Origin of the sequence: Arthrobacter sp. B1I2, from assembly GCF_030816485.1 — a bacterium.
Lineage (GTDB): Bacteria > Actinomycetota > Actinomycetes > Actinomycetales > Micrococcaceae > Arthrobacter.
The window spans coordinates 3857356-3875816 of sequence record NZ_JAUSYC010000001.1 but is presented as its reverse complement, the minus strand read 5'-3'; the positions used below and the strand labels follow the sequence as shown (position 1 = coordinate 3875816).

Sequence of the window (18461 nt, the reverse complement as noted above, 5' to 3'; positions counted from 1 at the left end):
GCCCTAACTAACCAGTCCTACCGCGCCGGCAGGCCGTATCGGTGCTCGGGCCTGCCGGTGGTTCCGTAGCGGAGTTGGATGTCCACCGCGCCATCGTCCGCCAGGGAGGACAGGTACCGCTGGGCGGTGGCCCGGGAGACGCCCACCCGGGAGGCCACTTCGGCGGCAGAATACTGCTCGCCCGGGACCAGGGATTCCAGTACGGCTGCTTCGGTGGCCGAGCGGGGTTTCGACGACGGTGTGACGTCCCCCGGGATCAGCGCACGTTTGGCGCGTTCCACCGCCTCCTGGTCCAGTGCCCCCGGCTGGCCCAGGAGGCGCCGGTACCGGGCATAGGAGCGCAGCTGCTGGGACAGCGACTCCGCGGTGAAGGGCTTGAGCAGGTACCCCAGGGCGCCGCGGCGGAACGCCACGCGGAGGGAGGCGGCATCGGAGGCGGCGCTGAGGATGATCGTGTCCACATCCAGTTGCTGCAGCAGGTCCAGGCCGGAGGCATCCGGCAGGTAGACGTCCAGCAGCACCAGGTCCGGCCGCAGGCTGTGGATGGCCTGCAGAGCCAGGGACGCCGTGCCTACGGGGGCCAGGGCCAGGAAGCCGGCCACCGAGTCAACATAGGCCGCATGGAGCTTGGCCACATGGAAGTCGTCGTCCACAATCAGGACGCGAAAATCATCAGCCATTCTCATCCTTTCCGGCTGCCCCCTGGATGGTGGCGGCAGGGTTTCCCGCCGTCGTATGCGGAAGCGTCGCCATGAACACGGCGCCCGGCCCGCCCTTGGCTCCGCGCTCAAGCACTTTCACGTCGCCGCCGCGGCGGCGCGCCAGCTGGCGCGCCAAAGCCAGTCCGAAGCCCTGCCCGCCACCCGCACGGACGGGGCCGGAGGCAGTGGTGAAACCTTCGGCAAAGACGCCCTCCGCGTCCGTGCCTTCTGCCAGCCCGTCACCCGAGTCGGCTACCACGACGTGCAGCGTGCCGCCGTCGTCGCCCGGCTCGTCCAGCACTTCGAGCTCCACCCAGCGGTCCGCTGCTGAACCCGCCACGGCGGCGTTGACGGCGTTGTCGATCAGGTTGCCCAACACGGTGGTCACGTCCTGGGCCTCCGTGACCTGCCCCCTGACCAGGGTCTCCGGGCCGATGCGGAGGGCAACGCCACGTTCGTCCGCCTCCACACCCTTGGCGCCCACGAACGCCTGCAGATACGGGTCCTGCAGAAGTTCGGCCTGGTCAACCGGGAACTTCAGCGGACCAGTGGCGGCCAGCCCGGCCAGGTAGTCGCGCGCCTCCTGGTGCTGGCCGATGCCCAGGAAACCGGCAAGGGTGTGCAGCTGGTTGGCAAACTCATGCCGCTGGGCCCGCAGCGCGGTGGACATGGTCCCCACGGCGTCCAGCTGGCGGGTGAGCTGCTGCAGCTCCGTGCGGTCCCGCAGCATGATGACCCAGCCCAGGTCCTCCCGCCGGTGCAGTGCCTTGCGGGCGTTCGCCACCAACACCCGGCCGCCGGCCACCAGCTCCAGGGCGTCTGCGGTGGAACCCGCGGTGGTGGACGCTGCCCGGGTAAGGGACTTCAGCTGTTCCGGAACCGGGGCGTCCGCCCACCGCGTGCCCGACAGGTCCGGCAAGCCCAGCAGGCGCTGCGCAGCGGCATTGAAAACGCTCACCCGGCCATCGGCACTTACGCCGATAACGCCGTCGTCCACCCCCTGCAGCACCGCCACCTGGTCGTGGACCAGCGTGCTGATCTCTTCCGGCTCCAGGCCCAGGGTGAGCCGCTGCAGCCGGCGGCGCAGCAGGAAGGACCCCAGGATCCCGGCCAGCAGGGCGCCGGCCGCCGTCAACGCCACCGGTCCGATGTCGCGGGCCACGCTCTGGGCCACCGTCTCCATGGAATAGCCCACGCTCACCTCGCCCACCACGGTGGCGGTACCGGGGGCATATACGGGAACCTTGGCCCCGGCGGAGGGACCCAGCGTTCCGGTGTTCCGGGTGGTGATTTCCTGCCCGGACAGCGCCTCGGACGGGTCCGTGCTCACCTTCTCGCCAAGCCGCTGCGGATCAGGATGGGCCAGCCTGATCCCGGTTTCGTCGGTGATCACCACGAACAGGGCGCCGGTCCGGGTCCGCGCTGCCTCGGCCGATGACTGGAGCGGCCCGGCCACGAGCTCGGCCGGCGGGGGAGTGCCGGGCTGTTCGCTGACGGCCAGCACCTCGGCCCTGACCGCCGGATCCGAGGCAACGGTCCGGGCCAGCGTCAGTGCCTGGTTTTCGGCGTCGCTGCCTACCCGGTCGTACGTCAGCCAGGCATGCACCGAGGCGCTGAGCAGCACCACCAGCAGCACCACCGCCAGCTGCAGCAGCAGCGTCTGGGTGGAAAACCGCAGCGGCGGCCGGGGCCCGGAACGCTGCATTCATCCTCCTTGACGGGTGTTGGCGGTGTGGGCTGAGTCTGCGGTTCCAGCGCTGTGGCCCGGTGAGCACAATGCGCAAAATGCTCCCAATAAGCAGTATGCCAATCAATTGCGCCAAAGGCACTGCCGTGACGGACGCCACCCTAAAGTCTGTAGCACGCGTCACACCGCTGTGCCGCTGTTCACAAAGAAGGAGCCCAGCCGTGCTGGTATTACTTGGATTCGCCATGATCGCGGTATTCATGGTGCTGATCATGACGAAGAAGTTGACGCCAGTGCTGGCGTTGATCATTGTCCCTACTGTTTTTGGCCTTTTCGCCGGCGCCGGGCTCGGTATCGGCGACATGGTGATGGACTCCATGAAGTCCATGACCTCCACCGCGGCCCTGTTGATGTTCGCCATCATCTACTTCGGCCTGATGATCGACGTCGGGCTGTTTGACCCGCTGGTGAAGTTCATCCTCCGCAAGCTGGGCAACGACCCCGCCAAGGTTGTCCTGGGCACCGCCATCCTGGCGGCCGCCGTGTCGCTGGACGGTGACGGGTCCACCACGTTCATCCTCACCACCGCCGCCATGCTGCCGGTCTACCTGCGCCTCAAGATGAGCCCGGTGGTCCTCACCTGCGTGGCCGGCCTGGCCAACGGCACCATGAACATCCTGCCGTGGGGCGGCCCCACGGCCCGCGCCGCCACCGCCCTGAAGATCGACGTCAACGACGTCTTCGTCCCCATGATCCCCTCCCTGGTGGCCGGCCTGGTTGTCGTGTTCGCCTTCTCCTGGCTGCTGGGCCTGCAGGAGCGCAACCGCCTCCGTGCCACGGCCCCGGAGATCTGGGGCGTCCCGGACACCCTTGAAGGCTTTGATGGAGCGTCCGACGGCGGCTCCTCCGTTGCCGGTGCAGGCACCGGCCGTGGACGCAAGGGCGGCAACCCCGGCGGAGCAGCCCCCGCCGTCGAAGGCTCCCCGGCAGGATCCTCCGTGGCCGTGCTGGAGCGCACCGACAGCGTCATTGAGGACAGTGGCACCGGACTCGCCGACACCGCCCTGGATCCCAACCGCAGCACCCTGCGCCCCAAGTTGTTCTGGTTCAACCTGGCCCTGACCGTCGCCGTCATGGTGGTCCTCGTGGCCAACATCGTCCCGCTGCCCTTCGTGTTCATGGTGGGCGCCGCCATCGCCCTGCTGGTCAACTTCCCCAAGGTCAAGGACCAGGGCGCCCAGCTGATCGCACACGCACCGTCCATCGTGGCCGTGGTCAGCATGGTCATGGCCGCCGCCGTCCTCACCGGCGTGCTCAAGGGCACCGGCATGGTTGAAGCGATGTCCGCCTGGCTGGTCCAGATCATCCCGTCCTCCATGGGCCCGTTCATGGCCGTCATCACCGGCATCCTGAGCATCCCCATGACGTTCTTCATGAGCAATGACGCGTTCTACTTCGGCGTCCTGCCGGTCCTGAGTGAGACCGCCGCGCACTATGGGGTGGGCGCCGCGGACATGGCCCGTGCCTCCATCACCGGCCAGCCCTTCCACCTGCAGAGCCCGCTGGTACCGGCCATCCTGCTGCTCGTCTCACTGGCCAAGGTGGACCTCGGTGACCACCACAAGAAGGTCCTGTGGCGCACCGCCGTCATCTCCATGGTGATGCTCGGCGTCGGCATGCTGACCGGAGCCATCGGAATCGGCTAGTCTGTAGCTGCCCGCGCTCCTGCCCCCGTGGCAGGACCGGGTATCGAAGGTGCCCGTCTGACGCCCGCTGGGGGCCGTCAGACGGGCATCTGCGTTTCCCCACTAGACTGGATCGGAAAACAATTACGAACTTTGCAGGGGAGATCCATGGCTGCGATCAACCGTGACGACGTCGCGCACCTCGCGCGGCTCGCTCACATCGAGATGAGTGCCGAAGAGCTGGACAGGATGGCCGGCGAGCTCGCCGTCATCGTCGATTCGGTCAAGTCCGTCAGCGAGGCCGCCGGGGATGACGTCCCGGCCACCTCCCACCCCATTCCGCTCACCAACGTCTTCCGCGAGGACGTTGTTGGACACACCTTCACGGCCGAACAGGCACTCTCCGGCGCTCCGGATTCCGATGAGAACCGTTTCAAGGTCCCGGCCATCCTGGATGAGGCATAACCATGACTGAACAGAACCCCACCGGCACCAGCGCCGAAACCCTGATCCGCCTGTCCGCCGCGCAGCTGGCCGAAAAGCTCGCCGCCGGCGAGGTCACCGCCGTCGAGGCCACCCAGGCCTACCTGGACCGCATCGCCGCTGTTGACGGCAAGGTCAACGCCTTCCTGCACGTCAACGCCGAGGAAGCGCTCGCCGTGGCGGCAGAGGTCGACGCCATCCGCGCCGCCGGCGGTGCCGAGGCTGAGGCCCTGCACGTCCTGGCCGGCGTACCCATTGCCGTCAAGGACCTCATCGTCACCATCGGCCAGCCCACCACCGCAGGCTCGAAGATCCTCGAAGGCTGGCACAGCCCGTACGACGCCACCGTGGTGGAGCGCCTGCGCGCTGCCAAGATGCCCATCCTGGGCAAGACCAACCTGGACGAATTCGCCATGGGCTCCTCCACCGAGCACTCGGCCTACGGCCCCACCCGCAACCCCTGGGACCTGGACCGGATCCCGGGCGGCTCCGGCGGTGGCTCGGCCGCGGCCGTTGCCGCCTTCGAAGCCCCCCTGGCCCTGGGTACGGACACCGGCGGTTCCATCCGCCAGCCCGGTGCGGTCACCGGAACCGTTGGCGTGAAGCCCACCTACGGCAGTGTCTCCCGCTACGGCGCCATCGCCATGGCCTCCTCGCTGGACCAGATCGGCCCGGTCACCCGGACCGTCCTGGACTCCGCCCTCCTGCACCAGGTCATCGGCGGCCACGACCCTCGCGACTCCACCTCCCTCCCGGACCCGCTGGCGGACCTGGTTGCCGCCGCGAAGACCGGCAACGTGGAGGGCCTGCGCATCGGCATCATCAAGGAACTGCACGGCGAGGGCTACCAGGCCGGCGTCGAAAACCGTTTCAACGATGCTTTGGAGCTGCTCAAGGAAGCCGGCGCGGAGATCGTGGAGGTCTCCTGCCCCAACTTCCAGTACGCCCTGGGCGCCTACTACCTGATCATGCCGTCCGAGGCCTCCTCCAACCTGGCCAAGTTCGACGGCGTCCGCTACGGCCTGCGCGTCCTCCCCGAAGAGGGCCCCATGACCATCGAACGCGTCATGGGTGCCACCCGCGCCGCCGGTTTCGGCGATGAAGTGAAGCGACGCATCATCCTGGGCACGTACGCCCTGTCCGCCGGCTATTACGACGCGTACTACGGCTCCGCACAGAAGGTGCGCACGCTGGTCCAGCGCGACTTCGAGGCCGCCTTCACCAAGGCCGACGTCCTGATCTCGCCCACCGCCCCCACCACGGCCTTCCCGCTGGGGGAAAAGCTGGACGACCCGCTGGCCATGTACCTCAACGACGTCGCCACCATCCCCGCAAACCTGGCCGGCGTCCCCGGCCTGTCCCTGCCTGGCGGCCTGGCGGACGAGGACGGACTGCCCGTCGGCATCCAGCTGCTGGCCCCGGCCCGCGAGGACGCCCGCCTGTACCGGGTGGGTGCTGTCCTGGAATCGCTGCTCGAAGCGAAGTGGGGCGGCCCGCTGCTGGACCAGGCTCCCGACCTTGCCGGCGCACCGGCCCTCGAAACCCAGGAGGCAAAATAATGAACACGGACGACATCCTGAGCTTCGAAGAGGCCATGGAGAAGTACGATCCCGTCCTGGGGTTCGAGGTCCACGTGGAGCTCAACACCAAGACCAAGATGTTCTCCTCCGCGCCCAACGTTTTCGGTGACGAGCCCAACACCAACGTCAACGAGGTGGACCTTGGCATGCCCGGCGTCCTGCCCGTGGTGAACAAGACGGCGGTGGAGTCCTCCATCAAGATCGGCCTTGCCCTGAACTGCAAGATCGCCGAAACGTGCCGCTTCGCCCGGAAGAACTACTTCTACCCGGATACCCCCAAGAACTTCCAGACCTCACAGTACGACGAGCCCATCGCGTACGACGGCTACCTGGACGTTGAACTGGAGGACGGCACCGTGTTCCGCGTGGAGATCGAGCGCGCGCACATGGAGGAGGACGCCGGAAAGCTGACTCACATGGGCGGCGCCACCGGCCGCATCCAGGGCGCGGACTTCTCCCTGGTGGACTACAACCGCGCCGGCGTTCCCCTGGTGGAAATCGTCACCAAGCCCATCGAGGGCGCCGGTTCCCGCGCACCGGAACTGGCCAAGGCGTACGTGGCCGCCGTGCGGGAAATCGTGAAGAGCCTGGGTGTCTCGGATGCCCGCATGGAACGCGGCAACGTCCGCTGTGACGCCAACGTCTCGCTCCGCCCGCACGGCCGCGAACGGTTCGGCATCCGGTCCGAAACCAAGAACGTGAACTCGCTGCGCGCCGTCGAACACGCCGTCCGCTACGAAATCCAGCGCCACGCGGCCGTCCTGGATTCCGGCAACCCCGTGGTGCAGGAGACCCGCCACTGGCACGAGGACACGCGCACCACCACCTCGGGCCGGCCCAAGTCCGACGCGGATGACTACCGCTACTTCCCGGAACCGGACCTGGTCCCCGTGGTTGCTTCCCGCGAATGGGTGGAGGAACTGCGTGCCACGCTGCCCGAACCGCCGGCCGAGCGGCGCAAGCGGCTCAAAGCCGACTGGGGCTACTCCGACCTGGAGTTCCGCGACGTTGTGAACGCGGGCGTCCTGGACGAGATCGAGGAAACCATCGCTGCCGGCGCTTCAGCGTCCGTGGCCCGCAAATGGTGGATGGGCGAGATCGTGGGCCGCGCCAAGGCCGCGGACGTGGATCCCGGCCAGCTGGGCGTCGAACCCGCCACCGTGGTGGAGCTGAGCCGCATGGTGGAAGCCGGCAAGATCAACAACAAGATGGCCACCCAGGTGCTGGACGGCGTGCTCGCCGGCGAAGGCACCCCGGAAGAGATCGTCGAGAAGCGCGGCCTGGCCGTGGTGTCCGACGACGGGCCCCTCCTGGAAGCCATCGACGCCGCACTGGCGGCCCAGCCCGACGTCGCGGACAAGATCCGTGGCGGAAAGGTCCAGGCCATCGGCGCAATCGTGGGCGGGGTCATGAAGGCCACCCGCGGGCAGGCGGACGCCGGCCGGGTCCGCGAACTGATCCTGGAGAAACTGGGCGTCACCGTCTAGGCCCCCGCCCCGACCGGGTAGCAGTTAACGCCGTTTTGACCCCGGAACGGCAGCAACTGCTACCCGGTTCTGCGTTAAGTACTCAGGTGGTACGGGCGGAAAGTACCCGTAGCTGCGCGTGTGTGGCGGACTTACACTGGAGCCCACGGGACACTGGTGCCCCGGCAGCGACGCGAAAGGGACCGCGATGCCACAGCAGGACCGACCAAGAATCCGAAAGGCCTTCCTCGCCGGGGCGGTGGCCCTTGCACTCAGCGGCACCGGGGCGGCCCTCGCCTGGTCCGCCGACTCGCCGTCACCATCGCCTTCGCCCTCGCAAACGGCGCCCGGCAAGGACACCGCGCCCGGACAGCAGGACAAGCAGGACAGGAAGGCACAGCGTGCGCAGCCGCTTCATGGCGAAGGCGTGGTGAAGAACGCCGATGGCACTTTCCAGACTGTCCTGGAACAGCGCGGCACCGTGGAGTCCGTCAGCGATTCGGCCATCACGGTCAAGAGCGAGGACGGTTTCTCCCAGGCGTACGCGATCAACGGCGACACCAAGGTCACCAGGATTCCTGCCCCGGCGGCGGACGGTACGGGGGCAAGCCCAGGGGCCACGGGCGACGACGGCAAGCGGCTTAAGCCGACGGACGGAACCATCGCGGACATCGCCGCCGGAGACGCGGTGCGCATCGCGGGCGCCAAGGACGGGGACAAGGCCACCGCCAAGCGGATCGTGAAGGGCGCCGGCGACGGGCCTGGCCTGGGCCTGGGACGAGGTCTGGGCCGCGGCCATGGCCCCGGACACGGCCTGGGACACAAGATGGGCCAAGGTAACCACCAGGACGACCAGGACTCATAGCTCCCGCGGCTTTCAGCCCTGCTGTACCAGTCCGGCCATGATGTCCTCCAGCGCCTCACAGACCATGACCACGGCCCGGCGCTTCAGGTTCTCCGGCCTGGCCAGCAGGTCGATCCTGCGTCGCGTGCTGATGCCCTCCAGCGGCCGCAGCACGATGTCGGGGTTGAGGACCGGCCCTGCGGTGTACCTGGGCAGCAGGCCCACCACACCGCCGGCGGCCACCAGCGCGGCCACGGTGGAGTAGTCGTTGATGCGGTGGACGATGTTGGGCTCACGGCTGGAAACGGCGGCGACGGCGGACAGGACATCGGCGGGGGAGTAGCCGGGGTGGCTGGTCACCCAGGCCTCCGCGCCGACGTCGTCCGCCGTCACCCTGTCCTTTTGCGCCAGTGGGTGACCGGCGGGCAGTGCAACGTCCAAAGGTTCGTGGGCCAGCGGGATCACGGCCACCCGTTCCGCCGGCCAGCGGGGACTGTGGTCCATGCGGTGCGCCAGGACCAGGTCGTACCGTGCGGTGAGGGCAGGGAAGTCCTGCTGGGCAACGTCCTCGTCGGAAAGTTCAATCCGCGGATGTTCGGGCTGGTCCAGCATCCGCGCCAGCGGCGCGAACAACGCCTGTCCGGCACTGTGGAAACCGCTGAGCGTCACCCTGCCCGCTGGCGAGTCGTGGTACGTGCCCAGGGCTCCACGGGCGTCGGCCATGGCACTGACGACGGCGGCGCCTGCGTCGGCGAGCACCTGGCCCGCTTCCGTGAGCACCAGGTTCCGGCCCTCCTTTCGCGTCAGCGGCACCTCCACTGTCCGCTGCAGGTGGGCCAGTTGCTGCGAGACGGCCGACGGGGTGACCATGAGTGTGTCTGCAACCGCCTTCACACTTCCCAGCGCTCCCAGTTCCCGCAGGATCTCCAGCTGATGTATCTCCACTACTTCAGTCTAATCATTAGCAATCCCTACATCGTCGATTGAGAAGATCCCTGTTGTGCTAATGCTTCGGCGAGGCTTCAATGAGGAGGACAAGACCTCCAGAACCAAATGCCACGAAGTAAGGATGCCAATGAAGGCCCTCTACAAGGCCGGCCCGCAGGCCGGTTTCGAACTCGTCGACCGGCCCGAACCTGCGGCCGGCCCGGCGGATGTGAAGATCCGGGTCATGACCACCGGGATCTGCGGCACCGATCTGCACATCCAGTCCTGGGACTCCTGGGCGCAGGGGATCATCGAAGCGCCCCTCATCCCCGGCCACGAGTTCTACGGCGAAGTGGTGGAGGTTGGAGAAGATGTCCGTGATGTCAAGGTGGGCGACAGGGTCTCCGGCGAAGGCCACGTAGTCTGCGGCATCTGCCGGAACTGCCGGGCAGGACGCCGCCAGATGTGCATCCATACAGTCAGCGTGGGAGTCCAGCGCGACGGCGCGTTCGCCGAGTACGTGGTAATTCCCGAAACCAATGTCTGGGTCCACCACGATCCCTCCGTGACGCCCGAGCTTGGCGCCATCTTCGATCCCTTCGGCAACGCGGTGCACACCGCACTGAGCTTCCCGCTGGTCGGCGAAGACGTCCTCATCACGGGCGCAGGCCCCATCGGCCTGATGGCCATCGCCGTCGCCCGCCATGCCGGGGCGCGCAAGATCGCCATTACCGACGTTTCCCGGCCACGGCTGGACCTGGCCCGGCAGCTCGGGGCTGACCTCGCCATCGACGTCTCCACCACCCGGGTGCGCGACGCCCAGCGTGAGCTCGGCATGCGCGAGGGCTTCGACGTCGGCATGGAAATGTCCGGCCACCCCTCCGCCCTGCCTGAGATGATCGACAACATGAACCACGGCGGCCGGATCGCCATGCTGGGGCTGCCCAGCCAGGAGATCATCATCGACTGGGGCAAGGTGGTCACCCACATGCTCACGCTCAAGGGCATCTACGGCCGCGAGATGTACGAAACCTGGTACGCCATGAGCGCCATGCTCTCCTCCAACCCCGTGCTGCACGCGGGTATCTCCGCCGTTGTCACGGACACGCTGCCGGCCACGGACTGGGAGAAGGGCTTCGACATTGCCCGCAGCGGCGTGGGCGGCAAAGTTGTCCTCGACTGGACCCGACTGTAAGGAAACCCATGTACACCTCCATCAAGGACCAGCTCCACGACGAGCTGGAAGAAATCCGCACCGCCGGGCTCTACAAGACCGAACGCAGCATCAGCTCACCGCAGTCCAGCCACATCACCGCCGGCCAGATCGGCGGCCCGGGCGCTGATGTGCTGAACTTCTGCGCCAACAATTACCTGGGCCTGGCAGACCACCCGGACATCATCAGCGCCGCCAAGGCTGCCATGGATGAGCGCGGCTTCGGCATGGCCAGCGTCCGTTTCATCTGCGGGACACAGGACCTGCACCTCGAACTTGAGGCCAGGGTTGCCAAATTCCTCGGCACCGAGGACACCATCCTGTTCTCCAGCTGCTTCGACGCCAACGGCGGTGTCTTCGAATCCCTCTTCGGTCCCGGGGACGCGGTCATTTCCGACGCTCTGAACCATGCCTCCATCATCGACGGCATCCGCCTGTGCAAGGCCCGCCGCTACCGCTACGCCAACCAGGACATGGCCGAACTCGAGGCCCGCCTCCAGGAGGCGCAGGATGCCCGCCGGAAGATCATCGTCACCGATGGCGTGTTTTCCATGGACGGCTACCTCGCTCCGCTCGAGGCCATCTGCGACCTCGCCGAAAAGTACGGAGCCCTGGTGATGGTGGACGATTCCCATGCCGTGGGCTTCATGGGCGCCACCGGCGCGGGCACTCCCGAACATGCCGGCGTGTCAGACCGCGTGGATATCTACACAGGCACTTTCGGCAAGGCGCTGGGCGGGGCGTCCGGCGGCTACGCGTCCGGCCGCAGGGAGATCATTGCCATCCTGCGCCAGAAGGCCCGGCCCTACCTGTTCTCCAACTCGTTGGCCCCCGCCATTGTGGCAGCCACCCTCAAAGCGCTGGACCTGGTGGAAAATTCGGCTGGCCTGCGCCGCAGGCTGTTCGAAAATGCCGAGCTCTTCCGCCGCCGCATGACGGAGGAAGGCTTCGACCTGCTGCCCGGCGAGCACGCCATTGTGCCGGTGATGTTCGGCGACGCCGTGATGGCCGCCAAGGTGGCCGACCGAATGCTGCAGCACGGCGTCTTCGTCACCGCCTTCAGCTTCCCCGTGGTCCCGCGCGGTGCCGCGAGGATCAGGGTGCAACTGTCGGCTGCGCATTCAGCGGACGACGTCGAAGCCTGCGTTCGTGCCTTCGTCGCCAGCCGCGCCGAGGCAGCAGCCTGACCGGAGTCCCGGGCAGGCAGGAAGTCCGGGGCAGGCAGGAGTTCCTGAAGCCTGACCGGAGTCCCTGGCCTTAGTGGAGTCCCCGGAAGACAGCAGTTCCAGCACGCCCCAACTCTGCAAGGATGGACGGATGGCAGCACATTACGATGTCCTGATCGTGGGCGGCGGCATTGCCGGACTGTCCCTGGCCTCCGCGCTGGCCGGCCGGTGCAGCGTGGCGCTGGTGGAGGCGGAGCAGGAACTGGCGTACCACACGTCCTCCCGCTCCGCCCGCCAGCTGATCCCCAGCTACGGGCCTCCCGTGGTGCAGGAGCTCACCGTCCGGACCCTTGAGCTGATTGCGGCCCGCGACGCGGAACTGCCGGAACCGGTCCTGGCGCCGCGCAGTTTCATGCTGATCGGCTCCGAGGCGGATGTCGCCGCGGAAGCCAGCGGGCACATGCAGCCCATCACCGTTGACCAAGCCCTCGAGCTGTGCCCGGCCCTGGTCCCGGGAACCTTTGCCGCCGCCGGGCTGGATACCGGTTCGTTTGGCTGCAACGCGCCCCTGCTCTTGGCTGAGCACCGGAAGCGGGCACTCGCTGCCGGGGCCGAGATCATCACGGGGGCACGCGTGCATTCGGCGCAGAGGCTGGGTTCCGGGTGGCAGGTTGGCGCCGGCGCCGAGGGCTTTGAAACGGGTGTGCTGGTCAACGCGGCCGGGGCATGGGCCGACGAGCTCGCGGTGATCAGCGGCGTCGAAAAGCTCGGGCTGCAGCCGTTCCGGCGCACTGCGGCGATTGCCGCCGTCGAACGCCCGCTGCCTGAAGGCAGTCCAATGGTGGCGGCGGCGGACAATACGTTCTACTTCCGCCGTGACGGTGACGATGTACTGATTTCGCCGTCCGAAACCGTTCCCAGTGGGCCCGAGGACGCGCGGCCGCGGCCCGGCGACGTGGAACGCCTGGGGGAGAAGCTGAACGCTGTCACCAACCTGGGGATCACGGCCATTCGCCGGGCCTGGACCGGGCTGCGCACTGAAGCCGCCGACGGCGTTCCGGTGGCGGGCTTCGATGCCGAGGCGCCCGGCTTCTACTGGCTCGCCGGGCAGGGCGGCTACGGCTTTCAGACCTCCGCGGCCATGGCTGAGCTGGCGGCAGAGCAGATCCTGGCCGGACAGCCCAGTCCGGGTGAGGCGGCGGGCACGGACGGTCCGGCATCCCGGACAGCGCAGGCCCTGGCTGCCACCCGCTGGTCGATCCGACGCTGAAGAATGGTCCCATGAGTACGCTGATCACCAATATTGCCGAGTTGATGACCCAGGACCTGGAGTGCCGCGTCCTGAAGGACGCGGCGATAGTGGTCGAGGGGGAGCGGATCTCGTGGATCGGAGCTGCCGCTGCTGCCCCCGCTGTGGACGACGCCGTCGACGCCGGAGGCCGGGCCATGCTTCCAGGGTGGGTGGATTCCCACACCCACCTGTTGTTCGCCGGGGACCGCACTGCGGAATTCGAAGCCCGGATGGCGGGGGAATCGTACGCCGCCGGGGGCATCGCCGTCACCATGAACGCCACGCGTGCCACCTCTGATTTCGACCTCACCCGCCTGGCGATGGGCCGGGCTGCCGAGGCCGTCTCGCAGGGAACCACGTACCTGGAAACGAAGACCGGCTACGGCCTGGACATCGGGAATGAGGCCCGGAGCGCCCGGATCGCGGCCACGGTGGCGGACCAGGTCACCTTCCTCGGCGCCCACCTTGTTCCTGCCGGCCAGGACCCGGACGAGTACACCGACCTGGTCTGCGGGCCGATGCTGGACGCCGTCCGCCCCTACGTCCAGTGGGCCGACGTCTTTTGCGAGGAGGGCGCTTTCACGGCCGAACAGTCCCGCCGGGTGCTGGCGGCCTGCCGCGACGCGGGCCTGGGCCTGCGCGTGCACGGCAACCAGTTGGGCGAGGGTCCGGGCGTGCAGCTTGCCCTGGAGTTCCGTGCCGCCAGCGTGGACCACGTCAACTACCTTTCGCGGCAGGATGTGAAGTCCCTTGCTGCCTCCTGGTCCGGGTGGGACTCCGCCACCGGAACGGGTGAGCGGGGCACCGTGGCCACATGCCTCCCGGCCTGCGACCTCTCTACCCGCCAGCCGCTGGCCCCGGCCCGCGAGCTTCTCGACGCAGGAGTGCAGGTGGCGCTTGCCTCCAACTGCAATCCCGGCACGTCCTACACAAGTTCAATGGCGTTCTGCGTGACCACCGCTGTCCTGCAGATGCACCTCAGTGTGCACGAGGCAGTCCGCGCCGCCACCTATGGCGGTGCGCTGGCCTTGCACAAGGAAAGCGGCCGCGATGCCGACGGTGAGCGCGCCGTCGGGTCCATCGCCGTTGGGCACCGCGCCGACCTGCACCTGCTGAACGCCCCCTCCGCGACGCATCTCGCTTACCGCCCCGGCATGCCGTTGACGTACGCTGTCTGGCGGGCCGGAGCCAGGGAGCGTTAGGCCCGGAACCTCGTTCTGATTGTTCCTGCTTGTTTCTCCTGCGTTATAATCAGGAAACGTCATCGACAGTGGTGGCTGCTGTATCGAAAGGCCCCGTTTGCATGACGCGTACTGACCGGTTGACGGCGATTCTTGACCTGCTGGCCAGGACCGGCCAAGTGGAGGTCGACGAAATCGTCAGCACCCTCAATGTTTCCCCGGCCACTGCACGCCGTGACCTGGACAGCCTTGCCAAGCGCCGGCTGCTGACGCGGACGCGGGGTGGCGCCACTACGGGCGCCCTGGCCTACGACCTGCCGGGGCGGTATAACCGGGACGACCATGCCGAAGCCAAGGAACAGATCGCGCAGTGCGCCTCCGCGCTGATTCGGCCCGGAGCGGTGATTGGCCTCTGCGGTGGTACCACCAGCACCGCGCTTGCCCAGATCCTGGCTACCAGGGAGGACCTTAACGCCCCCTCCAACCAGCCCACCCTCACCGTGGTGACCAATGCCATCAACATTGCCGGCCAGCTGGCGGTCCGGCCCAACATCAAGGTGATGGTTACCGGCGGCATCCTCAACCCCCGGTCATACGAACTGGTGGGGCCGTACACGGACATCATCATGCAGAAGGTGGTGCTGGACATCGCATTCATCGGTGTCAACGGCATTGATCCCGAGGTGGGGCCGACCAACACCGGGGAGGGGGAAGCCTCCGTCAATGCCCTGCTCGCCAGCAGGGCCCGGGTGTCCTATGTCCTGGCTGATTCCTCCAAGGTGGGAGTGAGGGCCTTCGCCACCATGGACGGCTACGACTTCACCCGGCTCATCACCGATTCCGGCATCTCGCCGCGGGACAAGGCAGCCTTTGAGGCCAACGGCACGGAAGTGATTGTCGCGCCCGCCTGATCCGGGCTGCTGAGGCCGGGTTCCTTCTCCTGCTCTGGCTGACACCCGCAGCTCCATCAGCCAGGATCCAGAAACTGAAGGCAAGATGGGAACATGCTGGTTCCCTCCCGCCGTCGCCTGCGGCTCGAAGTCTGGATCGTCCTGGGTCTGTCCCTGGGCCAATCGGCTGTCTATTCCGTGGTGCAGTTGCTGGACAAGATGACGCGCGCGCCGCTGGCGGAGGGCACGTCCACCCTGAACCGCTCCCAGAGCACCCGCGAATACTTCGACCTCACTTATCAGCTGCTGGACATTGTCTTTGCACTGGTGCCGGTGCTGCTGGTTCTCTACTTCCTGACGGACCAGCGCCAGGCGGTGCCGGGTGATGACGGCAACTCCCGCTCCGCCTTTCAGAAGCTCGGGTTCAACTTCGCCCGGCCCGGCAAGGACCTGCTGCAGGGCCTGGGGCTGGCGGCATTGATCGGCATACCCTCGCTGGGGCTCTATGCGGCGGGCCGTGCGCTCGGAATCACCACCGCCATCATCCCCAGTGCCCTAGATGCCTACTGGTGGACCGTCCCCGTCCTCATCCTGTCCGCCATCCGGCATGCGGTGCTCGAGGAAGTCATTGTGGTGGGTTACCTCCTGGACCGCTTTGGCAAGTTCGGCTGGAGCGTGCCGCTGGCCATCGCGGTGAGTTCCGTGCTCCGCGGCAGTTACCACCTGTATCAGGGCTTTGGTCCGTTCATTGGCAACGCCGTGATGGGGGTTGTCTTCGCCTGGCTGTACACCCGCACCCGCCGGGTCATGCCACTGGTCATCGCCCACGCACTGCTGGACATCGTAGCCTTCGTGGGCTTCAGCCTTTTCGGCAAGGCTGTGGGGTTGGGGTAGGAGCCTGTGAATTCAGTCAGGGACGGCTCTACGTATCCGGTATTAGGGCAGGTTGAATACCGCAAAGCCTTCGTTGACCCGCAGATGGCGTTTCCTGGATCGTTGGCACCATGAGCCGGGGGTCACGATTGATATGGTCAGCGTTAGTAACCGCCTTGGTGCTGGCCGGACTCCTGGTCTTTATGCGTTTGTGGATCGTCCATCAGCAGACATCCGACTGGGTTCTCTGGCCCAAGGAGATTCCTTCAAAAGTGCAGTTCGGCGGCCGCGAATACAACTGTGGTCCGACTCCAGCCACCGTGCGTCGCGACGTGAGCGGAATGACTACGCAGGGCGAAACAGCAGGCGGGGCCGAGATACTTGCAGAATCTCCTTCTGACGAAGCCAGGGTCTATATCGTTGTGCGAACAACTGCGGGAACTTTTGGTTGCGCCCTGCTCGGAGGCCCATAAATCCCAGTTCCTCCGGCCCCCGAACAGACGCCTACCGCTTTTGCCGGGACCGGTTCCTGCGCACGGGGCTGCTCCAGGCTCAAGCTGCTGCTGTCAGATCAGGGACAGCAGCAGCTGCCAATCCGCTTGCGGGTCTGTGGGCAATACATACGGCTTTGCGAAGAAGTCCTCCCATGCGGAATCAACAGGGCAAAGCTCCTCCGGATCCACCACGTTGTCGCCGGATGGTTCTTCCGGCGGCGCATCCGGCCACGTCGGCATTCCTGCAAGTAGCTCTTGCCAGGGAAAATCTTCCGGTGGTCCGTTGGTCTCCGCTGTCCTTGTGGCCATCGGGGGAGTGGCATTCAGGGCAGCCGCCTGTGGTGCGGCGTCCGATACTGCCGGGGCATCATCCGTCGGCAAGGTTCCTGGTGGCCAGTGGGTTGGTTCGTGGTCGGGGTGTTCGGCTTTGTAGTGGCGGCCGGTGGGTGAGGTCCAGCCCGGCGGCTCGTCTTCTGTGGCACCATCGGGTATCCAGGGGCGGGCGTGTTTGAGCCGGTGATGTTTGGGGCAAAGCTGTCCGAGGTTGCTGGTGCCGGTGGTGCCGCCGTGTTCCCATGCTGTGAGGTGGTCTGTCTCGTTGTCCGGGGAACGGTTGCTGCAGCCGGGGAAGGTGCATTTGCCGTCCCGCATCCGGATCCATTGTTTGATGGTTTCGGGGAGCCGGTAGCGTGTCCGGCCGATCTCCAGCGGCGCCCCGTCGCGGGGGTCGACCAGGACGCGGTAGAACGAATCCGCCCCGTCCGCGACGAGCCTGCGCGCCATCGACGCCGGGATGGGCCCGAGAGCGTCCAGCGCCGCGGGCTCGTCGGTCAGGCCGAGGAGGGAGAAGATGGGCACGGTGACCAGCACATCGGCCCGCGGGGTAGGGATCCTCCCGATCCCCATGGTGTTTTCGGCGGCTGTAGTGCTGGTGGTGTCAGAGGCGGTGGCGCTGCCGGTGCCGAGGAGTAGGGAGGCGGCGATGTCGGGGCGGAGTTGGGTGAGGGTGCGGTCTTCGCCGGGTCCTTGGAGGCCGCGGGCGGTGGCGGTGGTGCGGTTCCAGATGGCGCAGGCGGTGTCCCCGGGGAGGTAGAGGTTGATCCAGGCCATGCCGTCCCGGTCCGGGGTGTATTCCATCCGCCGGTCGGCCACGGACTTGGCGTGGCGTTTCTGGAGGGTTTCGGGGTGGTGGCGTTCCCGCCAGGTGCGGACTTTGGCGCGGAACCGGGACGGGACGAGCTCTCCGGGGGCGGCGCCGCGGGTCGGGTTCGGGGCGGCGGGGTCGAAGAAGTGCGCCACCAGCCCGGCTGCACCGTCGGGGGTGAGGCCTTCGGTTTCATCGGCCACGATCCTGGCGTGCTGCCAGGAGATGGCGCCGGCGGCCAACGCATCGATCACCGGCGGCAGGGAGCACACCCGCCGGGACTGTTCCACGAACGCCCCGGCGGCCCCGGAGCTGAGGGTGAGGACCCCGGCGATCTCCTCAACCTCCGACATCTCGGCATAAGTTCGGTCCTGGACAGAGGCGCCGGGCGGGGTCATGGCCTGCTGGAGTTCGAGGGCCTGGACCACGTCCTCCGCCTGCCCGGCCATCAGCTGCGCCTGTAGTCGGGATCTGAGTTCCATACGTTCCAGCCGGAGCTCGTACCGCCGCTGCAACACATCCACATCAGCACCAACGCCAATCCCAGCACCAACACCGGCGCCAACGCCAATCCCGGCAGCCAGCGAAGCGTCCTCCAGGGCCAGCGCATCAAGGGCAGCAACAGAGGCATGAACACCCTCCAACACCACCCCAACACCCGTGCTGATTCCCATACGAACATCATCCAACGAGGCACCAACATTCAAGATCGGTGTGGGCTGTAACAGCAGCGGGCAGCTACGCCCTGCGAGGGCAGCCACCACCTGCGAGGGCAGCTACCCCTGGCGAGGGCAAGCAACCACTTAAATGGATTCGGCCGCCATCGGGTGGTGACG

At 67.1% G+C, this 18461-nt stretch carries 15 protein-coding genes; 11 read left to right on the top strand and 4 right to left on the bottom strand.

What is annotated here, in order from left to right; genetic code table 11:
- Positions 1-17: 17 nt before the first annotated feature.
- A complete protein-coding gene (locus QFZ57_RS18080; protein WP_306631862.1) occupies positions 18-680 on the bottom strand; it encodes a response regulator in 663 nt (220 codons plus the stop codon).
- Complete coding sequence (locus tag QFZ57_RS18075; protein WP_306901165.1) at positions 673-2406, bottom strand: sensor histidine kinase; 1734 nt, start codon at positions 2404-2406, stop codon at positions 673-675. Before QFZ57_RS18075 ends, QFZ57_RS18080 begins: the two co-directional genes overlap by 8 nt.
- 71 nt (positions 2407-2477) lie before the next feature.
- Here QFZ57_RS18075 and QFZ57_RS18070 point away from each other — a divergent pair, with 71 nt between their 5' ends.
- The 5 genes from QFZ57_RS18070 (at position 2478) to QFZ57_RS18050 (ending at position 8467) form a co-directional block, all read left to right on the top strand.
- Positions 2478-4094: a CitMHS family transporter gene (locus QFZ57_RS18070; protein ID WP_306901164.1), complete on the top strand. Its 1617-nt coding sequence runs from the start codon at positions 2478-2480 to the stop codon at positions 4092-4094.
- A 147-nt stretch (positions 4095-4241) separates the two neighbouring features.
- Positions 4242-4538 (top strand): Asp-tRNA(Asn)/Glu-tRNA(Gln) amidotransferase subunit GatC, encoded by a 297-nt coding sequence (gene gatC, locus QFZ57_RS18065; protein ID WP_141940678.1) that lies wholly within the window; start codon positions 4242-4244, stop codon positions 4536-4538.
- Positions 4539-4540: 2 nt separating this feature from the next.
- Positions 4541-6115: an Asp-tRNA(Asn)/Glu-tRNA(Gln) amidotransferase subunit GatA gene (gatA, locus tag QFZ57_RS18060; protein WP_306901160.1), complete on the top strand. Its 1575-nt coding sequence runs from the start codon at positions 4541-4543 to the stop codon at positions 6113-6115.
- A complete protein-coding gene (gene gatB, locus QFZ57_RS18055) occupies positions 6115-7623 on the top strand; it encodes an Asp-tRNA(Asn)/Glu-tRNA(Gln) amidotransferase subunit GatB (protein ID WP_306901159.1) in 1509 nt (502 codons plus the stop codon). Before gatA ends, gatB begins: the two co-directional genes overlap by 1 nt.
- Positions 7624-7810: 187 nt before the next feature.
- On the top strand, positions 7811-8467 hold the full coding sequence (locus QFZ57_RS18050; protein WP_306901158.1) for a hypothetical protein: 657 nt from the start codon (positions 7811-7813) through the stop codon (positions 8465-8467).
- Positions 8468-8479: 12 nt separating this feature from the next.
- On the opposite strand, the gene QFZ57_RS18045 is transcribed toward QFZ57_RS18050, so the two are convergent.
- Positions 8480-9391 (bottom strand): LysR family transcriptional regulator, encoded by a 912-nt coding sequence (locus QFZ57_RS18045; protein WP_306901156.1) that lies wholly within the window; start codon positions 9389-9391, stop codon positions 8480-8482.
- Positions 9392-9521: 130 nt separating this feature from the next.
- On the opposite strand from QFZ57_RS18045, the gene tdh reads away from it, so the two are divergent.
- The 6 genes from tdh (at position 9522) to QFZ57_RS18015 (ending at position 16008) form a co-directional block, all read left to right on the top strand.
- Positions 9522-10568, top strand: coding sequence for an L-threonine 3-dehydrogenase (gene tdh / locus QFZ57_RS18040; RefSeq protein ID WP_306901155.1), 1047 nt, complete (start codon positions 9522-9524; stop codon positions 10566-10568).
- An 8-nt stretch (positions 10569-10576) separates the two neighbouring features.
- Positions 10577-11773, top strand: coding sequence for a glycine C-acetyltransferase (locus QFZ57_RS18035; protein WP_306901154.1), 1197 nt, complete (start codon positions 10577-10579; stop codon positions 11771-11773).
- Positions 11774-11903: 130 nt separating this feature from the next.
- Positions 11904-13022 carry an NAD(P)/FAD-dependent oxidoreductase gene (locus tag QFZ57_RS18030; protein ID WP_306901153.1) on the top strand — a complete coding sequence of 373 codons (1119 nt, stop codon included), beginning with the start codon at positions 11904-11906 and terminating at the stop codon, positions 13020-13022.
- An 11-nt stretch (positions 13023-13033) separates the two neighbouring features.
- Positions 13034-14245 (top strand): imidazolonepropionase, encoded by a 1212-nt coding sequence (gene hutI, locus QFZ57_RS18025; RefSeq protein WP_306631852.1) that lies wholly within the window; start codon positions 13034-13036, stop codon positions 14243-14245.
- A 101-nt stretch (positions 14246-14346) separates the two neighbouring features.
- On the top strand, positions 14347-15135 hold the full coding sequence (locus QFZ57_RS18020) for a DeoR/GlpR family DNA-binding transcription regulator (protein WP_142030746.1): 789 nt from the start codon (positions 14347-14349) through the stop codon (positions 15133-15135).
- Positions 15136-15228: 93 nt separating this feature from the next.
- Positions 15229-16008, top strand: coding sequence for a CPBP family intramembrane glutamic endopeptidase (locus tag QFZ57_RS18015; RefSeq protein WP_306631851.1), 780 nt, complete (start codon positions 15229-15231; stop codon positions 16006-16008).
- Positions 16009-16553: 545 nt separating this feature from the next.
- On the opposite strand, the gene QFZ57_RS18010 is transcribed toward QFZ57_RS18015, so the two are convergent.
- A complete protein-coding gene (locus QFZ57_RS18010) occupies positions 16554-18299 on the bottom strand; it encodes an HNH endonuclease signature motif containing protein (RefSeq protein WP_306901151.1) in 1746 nt (581 codons plus the stop codon).
- Between the last annotated feature and the right edge of the window lie 162 nt (positions 18300-18461).